Genomic DNA, 15,110 nt, shown 5'->3' on the forward strand with positions numbered 1-15,110 from the left:
AATGTCGTCTTCTTTTTTCAACGTCGGGCTATTCGATGAAACGTGTTTCTCAAATGACCGCGCTGGCACTGGCTTTAGGGCTGGCTTGCGCTTCTTCCTGGGCTGCTGAAACCGCGCAGACGCTCACCTTCAACCAGTTACAGCAAAAACAAGGCGCGGCAATCGATACCCGTCAGAGCGCTTATTATAACGGCTGGCCGCAATCGCTTAATGGCCCTTCTGGACATGAACCTTCCGCCCTGAATTTGTCTGCCGCATGGCTCGACAAGATGAATGATGAGCAACTCTCCGCCTGGGTTCATCAACATCAGTTAAAAACCGATGCCCCGGTTGCACTCTATGGCAACGACACTGATATGCAGGCCGTCAAAAATCGCCTACAAAAGGCCGGCTTTAGCCATATTTCAACGCTCAGCGATGCGCTGCAGGATCCAGCTCGCCTGCAACGCCTGCCGCACTTCGAACAACTGGTCTATCCGCAGTGGCTGCACGACCTTCAACAGGGTAAAGAGGTCACAGCTAAACCGGCTGGCGACTGGAAAGTGATCGAGGCCGCCTGGGGGGCGCCGAAACTCTATCTGCTCAGCCACATCCCGGGAGCCGGATACATTGATACTAACGAAGTCGAAAGCGAACCGCTGTGGAATAAAGTCTCGGACGCTCAGCTAAAAGCGATGCTGGCAAAACATGGAATTCGCCACGACACAACGGTCATTCTGTATGGCCGCGATGTTTACGCCGCAGCACGTGTCGCACAAATCATGCTGTACGCGGGTGTAAAAGACGTTCGCCTGCTCGACGGTGGCTGGCAAACCTGGTCCGATGCAGGATTACCGGTTGAACGCGGTACTGCGCCAACGGTGAAACCAGAACCGAATTTCGGCGTAACGATCCCTGCCCAACCGCAGCTAATGCTGGATATGGAACAGGCGCGTGGCCTGCTGCACCGCCAGGACGCGTCGCTGGTCAGCATCCGCTCGTGGCCAGAGTTTGTCGGCACCACCAGCGGATACAGCTACATTAAGCCAAAAGGTGAGATTGCAGGCGCTCGTTGGGGCCACGCAGGGAGCGACTCCACGCATATGGAAGATTTCCATAACCCAGACGGCACCATGCGTAGCGCGGATGACATCGCCGCAATGTGGAAGCAGTGGAATATCCTGCCGGATCAGCAGGTCTCTTTCTATTGCGGCACCGGCTGGCGCGCCTCTGAGACGTTTATGTATGCCCGCGCGATGGGCTGGAAAAACGTCTCCGTCTATGACGGCGGCTGGTACGAGTGGAGCAGCCATCCGAAAAACCCGGTCGCCAGCGGTGAACGCGGCCCGGAAAGCAGTCAGTAACCTCTCGCTAGCCCTGACGCTGAAGTGACTTCAGCGTCAGGTAGCCACTCCAGATCCGCGTAAAGGTTGTCATCCAGCACAGCGCGCCAAACACCCAGGCCATCACTGCAAAATATCCAGGGAAAAGGCAGCCCAGAACAAACAACATAATTGTCTCAGTGCCTTCGGTCAGTCCACCCAGATAATAAAATGATTTATGTGCATAGCCAGGGTTATCAATCTGGTGTTTCGCTGCCAGTGCCGCAAAGGCCAGGAAACTGCTGCCGGTGCCAATAAAAGCAAATAGCAACCAGCCACCCGCCAGCGCATTTTGCTCCGGTGCCGCCAGAATAAAGCCAAACGGTACTAAGGCGTAAAACAGGAAGTCGAGCGCAATGTCGAGGAATCCCCCCGCATCGGTTAATCCTCTGCGACGCGCCAGCGCCCCATCCAGACCATCAAACAGACGATTGAGCACAATGGCCACCAGCGCGGCCAGATACCAGCCTGATGCCAGAAATGGCAAAGCCAGCACGCCAATAGCGAAACCGACCAGCGTCAGGCCATCCGGCGTGATAGCGGGTGTATCAATAACCCGTACGCACTGGTGCAGAAGTGGTTTTAATCGCGGGTGAAGATGACGGTCAAGCATGCGGGTGTCCTTTCAAATTGTCGCATAATCCTTGTGAGGGTATATCCAGCGCGGCATTGAAGCGCGCCGAGAGATTTTGAAAGGCGATTAGCGCAGTCATTTCGGTAATCGTGTCGTCGGTAAAATACTGCTTCATTTGCGCCTTCAGTCCATCATCAATCTGTGGCGGCGTGGCGGTAACCGCATCCGCATAGGCCAGTGCCACACGCTCTTCTTCGCTGAACAGCGTTGACGCTTGCCAGTCTGCGACCTGCAACACTTTATCCAAGGCGCCACAACGTTCGGCGAGACGTAAACTGTTGGCATCAATGCAAAAAGCGCAGTGGCACGCCTGAGAAACCCGTGTCATCAATAGCGCCCGCATCACCGGCGTTAATCGCGAGCGTTTTCGCTCCAGAAATCCGACAAACAACGCTACCAACCAGAACAGAAACGGCACCCGCCCCCACCATCGCGTGGGATGTAATACATCGCCATAGTGTTTTTTCTGTGTGGCCACAAGCGGTTTTAAACTGGAAGGGATACGCGTTAACGGCTTTACCCACGACTGAGGATCGTTCAACGGTGACTCCTGAATACTTCAGATAAAACAAAGATAGCGATAGTATGTCATCTTCTGATGTTGAATCTTGATGAATATGATGAAAACCCTCGACGTTGTCGCCGCTATTATTGAACATGATGGCAATATTTTACTCGCTCAACGCCCGGAGCATGCCGACCAATCAGGAATGTGGGAGTTTGCCGGCGGTAAGGTTGAGCCAGGAGAAAGCCAACCGCAGGCGCTGATTCGTGAACTGCGGGAGGAGCTGGGTATCGAGGCAGTCATTGGGCAATACGTTGCCAGCCATCAGCGCCAAGTATCAGGCCGGTTGATACATCTGCATGCCTGGTATGTTCCCGCTTATCAGGGCGAACTGAAGGCTCATGAGCATCAGGATTTGGTCTGGTGTACGCCAGAGGACGCGCTGCGTTATCCGCTGGCGCCTGCTGACATTCCGTTGTTGGAGGCGTTTATCCTTTTACGCGACGCCAGACAAGCGGATTCGTGCTGATGGTTTTCTCGTCGCGCTGACACTGTAACAGTACACCATCGGCTTTTATCACCGCCCCTTCTGAGTAATTCTGATCCTGATAAATACAGCACTGATTACAGGGTTGTGCACGTTGTCCGCTGGAGCTAAACACCTCTGGCGGAACATTCACTTGCACATCCGGACGATATAACTGATTTGCCAGTGTCGCGCTGGATAACATCACCAGCACTCCAGCCATAATAAGACGGCGCATACTCTTTCCTTTTAAACTGACATCAATGCTCAGTATAACGGTAGATACCGGCAGAAACTTTAGTCCCTTCCATCATCGTTTTTGGTTATGACCCACGTCGCAATATTAATTTCCTTAGCGGGGTTAATTTTTTCTTGCGTTTCGTCACATGGCTGATGGTATAGTCAAAAACTGCAAAACACTTAACACAAATATCAAAAATATAACCATATCAATACATAAGAGGTTTTTATATCTATGGATCAGACACGTTCTCTGGAGTCATTTCTCAACCATGTACAAAAGCGCGACCCGAATCAAACGGAGTTCGCGCAAGCCGTTCGTGAAGTAATGACCACGCTGTGGCCATTTCTTGAACAAAACCCGCGCTATCGTCAAATGTCATTGCTGGAACGTCTGGTTGAGCCTGAGCGCGTGATTCAGTTCCGCGTAGTCTGGCTGGACGATCGGAATCAGGTACAGGTAAACCGTGCGTGGCGCGTGCAGTTTAGTTCTGCAATTGGTCCTTACAAAGGCGGCATGCGTTTCCATCCGTCGGTAAACCTGTCGATCCTGAAATTCCTCGGCTTCGAGCAGACCTTTAAAAACGCCCTCACCACGCTGCCGATGGGCGGTGGTAAAGGCGGGAGCGATTTCGATCCAAAAGGCAAAAGTGAAGGCGAAGTGATGCGTTTTTGCCAGGCACTGATGACCGAGCTGTTCCGCCACTTAGGGCCAGATACCGACGTGCCTGCGGGCGATATAGGCGTAGGCGGTCGTGAAGTTGGCTTTATGGCCGGGATGATGAAAAAACTGTCCAACAACAGCGCCTGCGTCTTTACCGGTAAAGGTCTCTCCTTTGGCGGCAGCCTGATCCGCCCGGAAGCGACCGGTTACGGTCTGGTGTACTTTACCGAAGCCATGCTTAAACGTCATGGCCTGGGTTTTGAAGGCATGCGTGTCGCCGTCTCGGGTTCCGGTAACGTGGCGCAATTCGCCATTGAAAAAGCGATGGAGTTCGGGGCTCGAGTGGTTACTGCCTCTGACTCCAGCGGCACCGTGGTAGACGAAAGCGGCTTCACCAAAGAAAAACTGGCACGTCTGTGCGCGATCAAAGACAGTCGTGACGGACGCGTGGCGGATTACGCCCGTGAATTTGGTCTGACTTATCTGGAAGGCAAGCAGCCGTGGTCTGTGCCGGTAGATATCGCTCTGCCGTGCGCCACACAGAACGAACTTGATGTCGACGCCGCTCGCGTGCTGATCGCTAACGGTGTGAAAGCCGTCGCTGAAGGCGCAAATATGCCGACCACCATCGAAGCAACCGATCTGTTCCTCGAATCGGGCGTATTATTTGCACCGGGTAAAGCGGCCAACGCTGGCGGTGTGGCGACGTCAGGTCTGGAAATGGCGCAGAACGCTGCGCGTCTTGGCTGGAAAGCAGAGAAAGTTGATGCGCGCCTGCACCACATCATGCTGGATATTCACCATGCCTGCGTCGAGTACGGTGGCGAGAGCAAACAGACCAACTACGTGCGCGGTGCCAACATCGCGGGCTTTGTGAAAGTTGCCGACGCGATGTTGGGTCAGGGTGTTATCTGATCTTGCCCCTTCTGCCTGATGATGCTGAGCTCATCAGGCTTACGCAGTATCTCCGCCCGCCTCAACTGATGGCGGGCTTTTTTTCGCCGAGCGTTTGCGCGGCGCACTCTTTTTCTTCTCACCACCACCCGGAGCGGTAATCCCGCGGAACTGGCGCACCGGCGTACGTTTAGCCTGATCGATAAGCTGATACAACGTCCCTACCAGCGGCTGCATAAAATCCTGATAACGACACTGTTTTTCACTGATTTGTGTCAGAATCGACTCCCAGTGCGCGGTCATATCCGGGCGCGTCGCCATTTCAGGAAGCGAATGGAACAGCGCTTTTCCGGCGTCCGTTGAGTGTATATAACGGCCTTTTTTCACCAAAAATCCGCGCTTAAACAGCAGTTCGATAATCCCGGCGCGCGTGGCTTCCGTTCCTAAACCGTCGGTTGCACGAAGGATCTTTTTCAGATCTTTATCCTGCACAAACCGCGCAATCCCGGTCATCGCCGACAGCAACGTAGCATCGGTAAAGTGGCGCGGCGGCTGGGTTTGGCGTTCAACGACTTCGCCTTTTTCGCACAGCAACTCATCATCTTTTGCCACTACCGGCAGCGGCGTGCCATCGTTGTCTTCATCGCGTTCTTTGTTGCCGAGCAACGTACGCCATCCTGCTTCGGCGAGGAAACGCGCTTTGGCAACAAATTTCCCTTTCGCAATGTCCAGTTCAATGACGCATTTACGGAATACTGCATCTGCGCAGAACTGCATCAGATACTGACGCGCAATCAGGTTATACACCTTCGCTTCGTTGTCATTCAGATTGATGGATGAACTGCGCGCTGTGGGAATAATGGCGTGGTGCGCATCCACCTTTTTATCGTCCCAGCAGCGATTACGCGTATCGGGGTTAACCGCTGGCTGCGGTAACAAATCCGGCGCATGAACGCTGATAGCGTTCATTACCGCATGACGTCCGGCAAAGTGCTCTTCCGGCAGATAGCGGCTATCGGAACGTGGATAGGTAATCAGCTTGTGGGTTTCGTACAGTTTCTGGCAGATATCCAGCACATTTTGCGCACTTAACCCGAAGCGTTTAGCCGCTTCAATCTGCAACGCCGATAACGAAAACGGCAACGGTGCGGATTCTGATTCCCGTTTATCGTTATAGCTGGTGACAATTGCAGGCTGGCCGTTGATACGATTTACCACGTGTTCTGCCAGCGTGCGGTGAAGCAAACGTCCTTCTTCATCCTGATACGGCTCACACGCTTCGCTGGGTTGCCAGATAGCGGTGAACCGCTCATCGGCAGGCGTCACGATATGTGCTTTCACTTCAAAGAAATCTTTTGCGACGAAGTTTTCAATCTCTTCATCACGGCGAACCACCAGTCCGAGAACCGGTGTTTGTACGCGACCAACGGAGAGCACCCCCTGATAGCCCGCGTTACGCCCAAGAATGGTGTAGGCTCGCGTCATATTGATGCCATACAGCCAGTCCGCACGCGCACGCGCCAGCGCCGACACGCATAGCGGGATAAACTCACTGTTAGCGCGCAGGCGGGAAATCGCCCGCTCCACCGCCTGTGGGTTAAGATCGTTGATCAGGCAACGTTGTACCTGCTGACGTTTCTCTGGGGCGAGTTGCAGGTAATCAAGCACTTCATCCACCAGCAGTTGCCCTTCACGATCGGGGTCTCCCGCGTGAATAACTTCACTTGCTTCATGTAAAAAGCGCTTAATCACGTTGAGCTGTTTGGTCACCGAGGGACGCGGCTGTAGCTGCCACTTTTCCGGGACAATCGGCAAGTCGACCAGACTCCAGCGAGCATAGCGACTGTCATAGGCATCTGGCTGCGCCTGTTCAAGCAGATGACCGATGCACCAGGTCACCACTTGCCCATTTCCGCATTCAATAAAACCATCACCTTTGCGATGCGGTTTAGGTAGCACATCTGCAATCGCGCGAGCCAGACTCGGTTTTTCGGCAATAAACAACCGCATCAAGTTAACGGATCTCAACCATGGCGCGACCGCCACGAGCTTCCACCAGTTCACCAATCGCAGTGAGTTCAATACCGAACTGCGCAGCCGCCGCCTTGACTTCGGCTTCGGCCTCCGGCGTTACCGCCAGCAACAAACCACCCGAAGTTTGCGGATCGCACAACAGGTCACGTACCGACTTCGGCATTTCGCCCATCAGATGCCCATAGCTGGCATAATTACGTTGCGTACCACCCGGTACTGCGCCCTGCGCAATGTATTCTTCAACGCCAGGGAGCTTTGGAATGTCCTGATAAACGATCTGCGCCTGGATACCCGCGCCCTGACACATCTCACTCAGATGTCCCAGCAGACCAAAACCGGTCACGTCGGTCATGGCTTTCACGCCCTCAATATCCGCAAACGCTGCACCCGCGACGTTCATGCGACACATCACTTCCGTTGCCAGCCCAATATGTTCAGGCTTGAGCAGCGATTTTTTCTCTGCGGTAGTCAGCACACCAATTCCCAAAGGCTTGGTGAGGAACAGTTTGCATCCCGCCTCGGCGGTGCTGTTTTTCTTCACGCGTTCGGTAGGAACGACGCCTGTAACCGCAAGACCAAAAATCGGCTCCGGAGCATCAATAGAGTGACCGCCCGCCAGGGCAATACCCGCCTGACGACAGGCGAAGCGTCCGCCTTCGGTGACTTCACGGGCAATTTCCGGTGCCAGCTTATCGAGAGGCCAGCCCAGAATAGCGATTGCCATAATCGGTTTGCCGCCCATCGCGAAGATATCGCTGATAGCGTTGGTCGCAGCGATACGGCCAAAATCAAACGGATTATCGACAATCGGCATAAAGAAATCGGTGGTACTGATAACGCTGGTGCCATTTCCCAAATCGTACACTGCCGCATCATCGCGGGTTTCATTACCCACGAGTAAGTTCGGATCGACGAACTTCGCCTGCTCACTGTGCAGGATGGTTTCCAGCACTTTGGGGGAAATTTTACAACCGCAACCGGCTCCGTGGCTGTATTGCGTTAAACGAATAGCTTGCTCGCTCATGGACATCTCCTGTCATTGCAATCCGGATATGGTAGCGCTCATTCCATGATGTGGTAAGAGTGACTGTCTGAATTAGGGTGTCTTTGCTCATAATCCAGACAGTTTTGCTGTTGATATCAGAAATAACGGACGAATGAGGTCGGATCGGCAAGGCTAATCGAGGTGGAAGCTTTTAGCTGCGGTGTACCCAGATAGAGGAAACCAACAATTTTATCCTGTGGTCGACAGTCAAAAGCCTCACGCACTTCCGCGCTTTCCGTTAAGGCACCGCTACGCCAGATCCCGCCAAAGCCTTGTGCAATCGCCGCCATCTGCATAGCCATTACCGCACAACCGGCTGACATTTCCTGCTCCCAGAGAGGAACCTTGCCGTTTTCTTCGCATTTTGCCACTACTGCAATAATTAGCGGTGCACGAAACGGCGCGCTACGCGCTTTTTCTACCGCTTTTTCGTCACCCTGTGCGGCAATCGCACCTTTTTCCAGCGCAACGCTAAAACGCTCGCGACCATCGCCTTCTATCACAAAAAAACGCCATGGCTGCAAAGATTTGTGGTCAGGCGCACGCATCCCCGCCCGCAGAATGTTTTGTAACTGCTCCCCCGTCGGGGCCGGTTCGACAAGGCGAGAAGCGCTACGACGAGTTAAAAGTAATTCGAGTGCATCCATTTGCTTAACTCCAACAATGAAATTTGTTCACAAAATTAACACGTGAGTGGATTTTGTTACAGCACAGGCGGTGATTCCTGCTGACAAGTGCCTGTCGGGTCATTACGATAGCCACATCTTAACGCCTTTCTCCCATCTAACGGGGAGGCGTGTTGTTAATCTGTAGGGAGAATACATGCGAACCCTGTGGCGATTCATTGCCGGATTTTTTAAATGGACGTGGCGATTACTGAATTTCGTCCGTGAATTTGTGCTTAACCTGTTCTTTATCTTTCTGGTGCTGGTTGGCGTCGGTATCTGGATGCAGGTCAGTAGCACTAATACCAGCGAACAGGCCGGACGTGGCGCATTGCTGCTCGATATCTCAGGGGTGATTGTCGACAAGCCCTCAAGTACCAGTCGCTTAAGCGTCATTGGTCGCCAGCTGTTTGGCGCCAGCTCGGATCGTCTACAGGAAAACTCCCTGTTCGACATCGTGAATACCATTCGCCAGGCGAAAGATGACCGCAACATTACCGGCATCGTGATGGATTTGAAAAACTTTGCCGGGGCCGATCAGCCTTCCATGCAGTACATCGGTAAAGCGCTGCGTGAATTCCGCGACAGCGGGAAACCCGTTTTTGCCATCGGCGATAACTTCAGCCAGGGTCAGTATTACCTCGCCAGTTTTGCCAACAAAATTTGGCTCTCCCCACAAGGTTCGGTTGACTTGCACGGCTTTGCTACCAATGGCCTGTATTACAAGTCACTGCTGGATAAGCTGAAAGTCTCCACCCACGTATTCCGTGTCGGGACCTATAAATCCGCCGTTGAGCCGTTTATTCGTGACGATATGTCCCCGGCCGCACGTGAAGCCGACAGCCGCTGGATTGGCGAGTTATGGCAAAACTATCTCGACACCGTTGCGGCCAATCGCCAGATCCCGGCCCTGCAGGTGTTCCCGGGCGCGCAGGCGATGCTGGACGGTCTGACGAAAGTGGATGGCGATACCGCGAAGTATGCCCTCGATAACAAACTTGTCGACGCCCTCGCCTCCAGCGCTGAAGTCGAAAAACTGCTGACTAAACAGTTTGGCTGGAGCAAAGCGGACAAAAATTACCGCGCCGTCAGCTATTACGATTACTCGCTGAAAACCCCGGCTGAGACCGGCGACAGCATAGGCGTGGTCTTCGCCAATGGCGCAATTATGGACGGGGAAGAAACACCAGGGAACGTAGGCGGTGACACCACTGCCGCACAGATCCGTGAAGCACGCCTCGATCCAAAAGTGAAAGCGATTGTTCTGCGCGTTAACAGTCCTGGCGGTAGCGTCAGCGCCTCTGAAGTGATTCGCTCTGAACTGGCTGCAGCTAAGGCTGCGGGTAAACCGGTGGTCGTTTCTATGGGCGGTATGGCGGCTTCAGGGGGTTACTGGATCTCCACACCGGCAAGCTACATTGTGGCAAACCCCAGTACTCTGACTGGTTCAATCGGTATTTTTGGCGTTATCAACACCGTTGAAAATAGCCTGGATTCCATTGGCATCCATACTGATGGCGTTTCAACCTCGCCGCTGGCTGATATTTCTATCACCAAAGCGTTACCGCCAGAAGTCCAGCAGATGATGCAACTGAGCATTGAGAATGGCTATAAGCGCTTTATCACGCTGGTTGCGGATGCACGTAAGACTACGCCAGAGCAGATTGATAAGATTGCTCAGGGCCACGTCTGGACCGGTCAGGATGCGAAAGCTAACGGTCTGGTGGACAGTCTGGGCGACTTTGACGATGCGGTGACAAAAGCGGCAGAGCTTGCCAAACTGAAACAATGGCACATTGAGTATTATCAAGACGAACCGACATTCGTCGATATGGTTATGGACAGTATGTCGGGTTCAGTTCGCGCCATGCTGCCACAAGCCATCCAGGCAATGCTTCCGGCACCGCTGGCCTCTGCTGCCAGTGCGGTAAAAGCCGAAGGCGATAAGCTGGCGGCGTTTAACGATCCGCAGAACCGTTATGCGTTTTGTCTGACCTGCGCCAACGTTCGCTAACTCTTGACCCCTCTTCGGGATGAAGAGGGGTTTTTCTTTGAGACAGAAGAAAAAGTCATGCAGAAGAAATCGATTTACGTTGCCTATACCGGCGGTACTATTGGTATGCAGCGCTCAGAACAAGGTTATATTCCGGTCTCCGGCCATCTTCAGCGCCAGCTGGCATTGATGCCTGAATTCCACCGCCCCGAGATGCCTGATTTCACTATCCACGAATACGTCCCGCTGATGGATTCATCCGATATGACGCCAGAAGACTGGCAGCATATTGCTGAAGACATTAAAACGCACTACGACGATTACGATGGTTTTGTGATCCTTCATGGCACCGACACCATGGCGTTTACTGCCTCAGCGCTCTCTTTTATGCTGGAGAATCTGGGTAAACCGGTAATTGTGACAGGGTCACAAATACCGCTGGCAGAGCTTCGTTCTGACGGACAAATCAATTTGCTGAATGCGCTATACGTCGCAGCGAATTACCCCATCAACGAAGTTACCCTGTTTTTCAACAATCGACTGTTTCGCGGTAACCGTACAACCAAAGCCCATGCCGACGGTTTTGACGCCTTCGCCTCACCAAACCTTGCCCCGTTGCTGGAAGCCGGGATCCATATCCGCCGCCTGGGAACGCCACCAGCGCCACACGGGGCAGGCGAACTGATTGTTCACCCTATCACCCCGCAGCCGATTGGCGTCGTCACTATTTACCCTGGCATTTCCGCTGACGTGGTGCGCAATTTCCTGCGCCAGCCGGTAAAAGCATTAATTCTTCGCTCCTACGGTGTGGGCAATGCGCCGCAAAATAAAGAGTTCCTGAAAGAGCTTGAAGATGCGAGCTCGCGTGGCATTGTGGTGGTTAACCTCACCCAGTGTATGTCCGGCAAGGTGAACATGGGCGGTTACGCAACAGGGAATGCGCTGGCGCATGCCGGGGTTATTGGTGGCGCGGATATGACCGTTGAAGCAACGCTCACCAAGCTGCATTTCTTGCTGAGCCAAGGGCTGGATACGCAGGCCATTCGCACGGCGATGACGCAAAACCTGCGTGGTGAGCTCACGCCGGACGAATAGAGGAGTAAACGATAATGGCCAGAGCATTACTGCTGGTTGACTTACAAAACGACTTTTGTGCAGGCGGTGCTCTCGCCGTCCCTGAGGGAGATAGCACCGTGGATGTCGCCAATCGTCTTATTGACTGGTGTACATCGCGTGGTGACGTGATAGTTGCCAGTCTGGACTGGCACCCGGCAAATCACGGTAGTTTTGCCAGCCAGCATCATGTCACGCCTTACAGTCAGGGGCAACTTGACGGTCTGCCGCAGACATTCTGGCCGGATCACTGTGTTCAGAACACTGAGGGTGCAGCCCTTCATCCGTTGCTGAATCAACACGCAATTAATAAGACCTTTTGTAAGGGCGAGAACCCGCTGGTCGACAGCTACAGCGCGTTTTTTGATAACGGCCGTCGACAGGCAACTGCGCTGAATGCGTGGCTACTGGAGAATCGTATTGCTGAACTCATCATCATGGGCCTGGCAACTGATTATTGCGTTAAATTTACTGTTCTTGATGCGCTGGATCTTGGCTATACCGTCAACATCATTACTGATGGCTGTCGTGGTGTGAACATTCAGCCGCAAGATAGCGCGCATGCTTTTATGGAAATGGCGGCAGCGGGTGCAACGCTGTACACGCTGGCAGACTGGGAAGAAACCCAGCGTTAAACCATGCCTGGTGGCGGAACTTATGTCGTCACCAGGTCCCCTGTTACCTTCCCCTCTCGGCCTTCTCTGGTATCCCCGCGAGACCCGACACATCGCTTTCGCCGCTTCGCCAGCATGGCGTGAACAGCTTCGCATTTTTCCTTTTTTTAAACTGTTAGTCTGCAAGAGCTGTTTTTTTCGCCACCCACTGGCGTGGCGTGTTTGTTTTTTAAATGTCAAAGAGGAACACCGATGAAACTATTGCCTTTGTTGGCAGCATTACCCCTGCTTTGTGCAAGCGTTGTTTCCGCAAACTCCCTGATGTCTGTCGGCTACTTTAACGGCGGTGGCGATGTTACTGCCGGCCCTGGCGGTGATATCAATAAGCTGGATGTCCGCCAGATAACCCATCTCAACTATTCGTTTGGTCTTGTCTACAACAATGAAAAAGACGAAACCAATGACGCCCTGAAAGACGCCAGCAAGCTACACCAGATTTGGCTGTCAGAAAAAGTACAGGCTGATTTGCAAAAAATTCCGGTGCTACGCAAGCAAAACCCAAACCTTAAAGTTCTGCTTTCTGTTGGGGGTTGGGGGGCGCGCGGATTTTCTGGCGCGGCGGCTACGCAGGAATCCCGCACGGTGTTTATTCAGTCTGCACAGGCGATTGTTGAGAAATATGGCCTGGATGGCATCGATCTCGACTGGGAATATCCGGTCAACGGCGCATGGGGGCTGGTCGAAAGCCAACCGGCTGACCGCGATAACTTTACCGCGTTACTGAAAGAGCTACGCGCCACATTTGGCCATAATAAGCTGGTCACTATCGCCGTCGGAGCGAACGCTGAAAGTCCAAAAAGCTGGGTAGATGTGAAAGCGATTGCCCCGTTGCTCGATTATATCAACCTGATGACCTACGACATGGCTTACGGTACTCAGTACTTCAACTCAAACCTGTATGATTCGACCCAGTGGCCAACGGTGGCTGCAGCAGATAAATACAGCGCCGATTTTGTGGTCAATAACTATCTCGCCGCAGGATTAAAACCAGGTCAGATGAATCTCGGGATTGGCTTCTACGGCCGGGTACCAAAACGCGCCATCGAACCTGGTATTGACTGGAGCAAACCTGATGCCCAGAAAAATCCGGCAACCCAGCCCTACTTCGAACCACAACACATTGAGTTGTTCAAATCGTTGGGGGTTGATCTGAGCAAAGATACCTATGTGAAGTACAACGATATCGTGGCTAAGTTAATCAACGATCCACAAAAGCGCTTTAGTCAGCATTGGGATGATGAGGCCAAAGTGCCGTGGTTGTCAGTACAGTCTGCCAACGGTAAAGCACTTTTCGCCCTCTCTTTTGAAAACCCGCGTTCGGTCGCCATCAAAGCGGACTATATCAAGAACAAGGGGTTGGGAGGGGCAATGTTCTGGGAGTACGGCGCAGATGATAAAAATCAGTTAGCGAAGCAGCTGGCCGAGTCGTTAGGGATTAAACACTGATCCCAACGCCTGGCACAATAGGTTATGATTATCACAATCCGCTGCACCAGGCTGCTCTGGTGCGGCTTTTTATTTTCTACAGGAGGCATGAAGCGTTATGGCTTTTATCCCTAAAAATTATGCCCGTCTGGAAGTCGGATACCGGGAAAAGGCACTTAAACTCTTCCCCTGGGTTTGCGGACGCTGTTCCCGTGAGTTTGTCTATTCCAACCTGCGTGAATTGACAGTGCACCATATCGATCACGATCACTCCAATAACCCGGAAGATGGTAGCAACTGGGAGATGTTGTGCCTGTATTGCCACGATCATGAGCATTCCAAATATACGGAAGCGGACCAGTATGGTTCAACGGTGGTTGCGGGTGAAGATGCGCAAAAAGCGGTTGGCGAGGCGAAATATAACCCGTTTGCCGATCTTAAAGCGATGATGAACAAGAAATAACAAATACAGCAGGCCCGGCGTGATGTGCTACCGGGCCTGTGACTCAGGATTTGAACGTCGCAATGGGCTCTGGCGTAATACCAAACTCAACTTTCAGCTGTTGCTTACTCTTCATCACCATCTCACCCTTCGTGTCGATAGTCATATGTTGCGCATCAACATTGTGACGTGCCTGCCATAGCATCACCAACTGCAAACTGTTCTCTTTTTGTTCTGCCGTCAGCGCGACGCCATCCGGCCATTTTCCCAGCTCAACGGCAGTAGATAAGCGCTGATACACTTCCGGCGTCATGCTGTTGATCATCTCATCAAGATTCATGTTAAATCCATTCCCGTAGAATAATTTGCTGAATCGTTTCCTCAGCCTTTGATTTGTTCACCATTTTCATCATCGGTGAAGTTCAAAGACGCCGAATTTACGCAGTAACGTTCCCCGGTAGGTTTTGGACCATCAGGGAAGACATGTCCGAGGTGTGCATCACAGTTTCCGCAGCGGATTTCGATGCGCTGCATACCGTGTGACGTATCTTTTATGTAACGAATGGCCTCTTCGCTAACAGGCTCGTAAAAACTGGGCCAACCGCAGCCGGAATCGTATTTAGTATCTGAACGAAACAGCGGTTTGTCGCAGATCAGGCAATGGTAGACGCCATCACGCTTATTGTGCAGCAAACGCCCGGTAAATGGCGGTTCTGTCCCATGATTTTGCGTCACGTAGAACTGCATTTCGGACAAATTTTTTTTCAGTTCTTCTGGAGAAGGTTGATTAGCCATTTGCTCACATCTCACTTTATCTATACTCACATCGCGAGACAGATTCTAACAAAACATTAACACCGTAGTGCGAACTTTTGTTCTAAACTTGATACTTGCG

Annotated in this window: 16 protein-coding genes; 8 read left to right on the forward strand and 8 right to left on the reverse strand. The window is 52.6% G+C overall.

The annotated features are described in order from the left end of the window. The first annotated feature begins 35 nt into the window (after nt 1-35). Complete coding sequence (locus OGX98_RS09580) at nt 36-1,343, forward strand: sulfurtransferase (protein ID WP_048222712.1); 1,308 nt, start codon at nt 36-38, stop codon at nt 1,341-1,343. A gap of 7 nt (nt 1,344-1,350) precedes the next feature. On the opposite strand, the gene OGX98_RS09585 is transcribed toward OGX98_RS09580, so the two are convergent. After that, entirely contained in the window at nt 1,351-1,974 is a 624-nt protein-coding gene (locus tag OGX98_RS09585) for a CDP-alcohol phosphatidyltransferase family protein (protein ID WP_045442017.1), read from the reverse strand. Then, entirely contained in the window at nt 1,967-2,536 is a 570-nt protein-coding gene (locus OGX98_RS09590) for a carboxymuconolactone decarboxylase family protein (protein ID WP_045442014.1), read from the reverse strand. The genes OGX98_RS09585 and OGX98_RS09590 overlap by 8 nt, the downstream gene beginning before the upstream one ends. A 76-nt stretch (nt 2,537-2,612) precedes the next feature. Here OGX98_RS09590 and OGX98_RS09595 point away from each other — a divergent pair, with 76 nt between their 5' ends. Then, entirely contained in the window at nt 2,613-3,029 is a 417-nt protein-coding gene (locus OGX98_RS09595; protein WP_286595259.1) for a pyrimidine (deoxy)nucleoside triphosphate diphosphatase, read from the forward strand. Here OGX98_RS09595 and OGX98_RS09600 read toward each other — a convergent pair. After that, nucleotides 2,989-3,264: a YnjH family protein gene (locus OGX98_RS09600; protein WP_045442011.1), complete on the reverse strand. Its 276-nt coding sequence runs from the start codon at nt 3,262-3,264 to the stop codon at nt 2,989-2,991. The genes OGX98_RS09595 and OGX98_RS09600 overlap by 41 nt on opposite strands. A gap of 237 nt (nt 3,265-3,501) precedes the next feature. On the opposite strand from OGX98_RS09600, the gene gdhA reads away from it, so the two are divergent. Next, the gene (gene gdhA, locus OGX98_RS09605; protein WP_045442009.1) at nt 3,502-4,845 is read left to right on the forward strand and encodes an NADP-specific glutamate dehydrogenase; all 1,344 of its coding nucleotides are present in this window, start codon (nt 3,502-3,504) and stop codon (nt 4,843-4,845) included. A gap of 39 nt (nt 4,846-4,884) precedes the next feature. Here gdhA and topB read toward each other — a convergent pair whose 3' ends face one another. The 3 genes from topB to OGX98_RS09620 form a co-directional block, all read right to left on the reverse strand. Beyond that, nucleotides 4,885-6,834, reverse strand: coding sequence for a DNA topoisomerase III (gene topB, locus OGX98_RS09610; RefSeq protein WP_045442006.1), 1,950 nt, complete (start codon nt 6,832-6,834; stop codon nt 4,885-4,887). 4 nt (nt 6,835-6,838) lie between these two features. Next, nucleotides 6,839-7,882, reverse strand: a complete 1,044-nt coding sequence (selD, locus tag OGX98_RS09615; RefSeq protein ID WP_045442004.1) for a selenide, water dikinase SelD — start codon at nt 7,880-7,882, stop codon at nt 6,839-6,841. Between the two features lie 116 nt (nt 7,883-7,998). Beyond that, complete coding sequence (locus OGX98_RS09620; protein WP_048221610.1) at nt 7,999-8,550, reverse strand: NAD(P)H nitroreductase; 552 nt, start codon at nt 8,548-8,550, stop codon at nt 7,999-8,001. 175 nt (nt 8,551-8,725) lie between these two features. Here OGX98_RS09620 and sppA point away from each other — a divergent pair, with 175 nt between their 5' ends. From sppA to yajD, 5 genes are all read left to right on the forward strand, one after another. Continuing rightward, on the forward strand, nt 8,726-10,582 hold the full coding sequence (gene sppA / locus OGX98_RS09625) for a signal peptide peptidase SppA (RefSeq protein WP_284096429.1): 1,857 nt from the start codon (nt 8,726-8,728) through the stop codon (nt 10,580-10,582). 57 nt (nt 10,583-10,639) lie between these two features. Further along, nucleotides 10,640-11,656 (forward strand): asparaginase, encoded by a 1,017-nt coding sequence (gene ansA / locus OGX98_RS09630; RefSeq protein WP_286595205.1) that lies wholly within the window; start codon nt 10,640-10,642, stop codon nt 11,654-11,656. Nucleotides 11,657-11,670: 14 nt separating this feature from the next. Continuing rightward, the gene (pncA, locus tag OGX98_RS09635; protein WP_502873562.1) at nt 11,671-12,309 is read left to right on the forward strand and encodes a bifunctional nicotinamidase/pyrazinamidase; all 639 of its coding nucleotides are present in this window, start codon (nt 11,671-11,673) and stop codon (nt 12,307-12,309) included. Nucleotides 12,310-12,540: 231 nt separating this feature from the next. Next, complete coding sequence (chiD, locus tag OGX98_RS09640; protein WP_286595207.1) at nt 12,541-13,794, forward strand: chitinase ChiD; 1,254 nt, start codon at nt 12,541-12,543, stop codon at nt 13,792-13,794. Between the two features lie 97 nt (nt 13,795-13,891). After that, on the forward strand, nt 13,892-14,236 hold the full coding sequence (gene yajD, locus OGX98_RS09645; protein WP_003832478.1) for an HNH nuclease YajD: 345 nt from the start codon (nt 13,892-13,894) through the stop codon (nt 14,234-14,236). Between the two features lie 43 nt (nt 14,237-14,279). Here the strand turns inward: yajD and OGX98_RS09650 are convergent, their stop codons facing one another. Both OGX98_RS09650 and msrB read right to left on the reverse strand, forming a co-directional pair. Beyond that, entirely contained in the window at nt 14,280-14,555 is a 276-nt protein-coding gene (locus OGX98_RS09650; protein ID WP_045441989.1) for a YeaC family protein, read from the reverse strand. 41 nt (nt 14,556-14,596) lie between these two features. Continuing rightward, the gene (gene msrB, locus OGX98_RS09655; protein ID WP_045441986.1) at nt 14,597-15,010 is read right to left on the reverse strand and encodes a peptide-methionine (R)-S-oxide reductase MsrB; all 414 of its coding nucleotides are present in this window, start codon (nt 15,008-15,010) and stop codon (nt 14,597-14,599) included. Nucleotides 15,011-15,110: the final 100 nt, after the last annotated feature.

The organism is Citrobacter sp. Cm046, assembly GCF_030333065.1.
Lineage (GTDB): Bacteria > Pseudomonadota > Gammaproteobacteria > Enterobacterales > Enterobacteriaceae > Citrobacter > Citrobacter murliniae.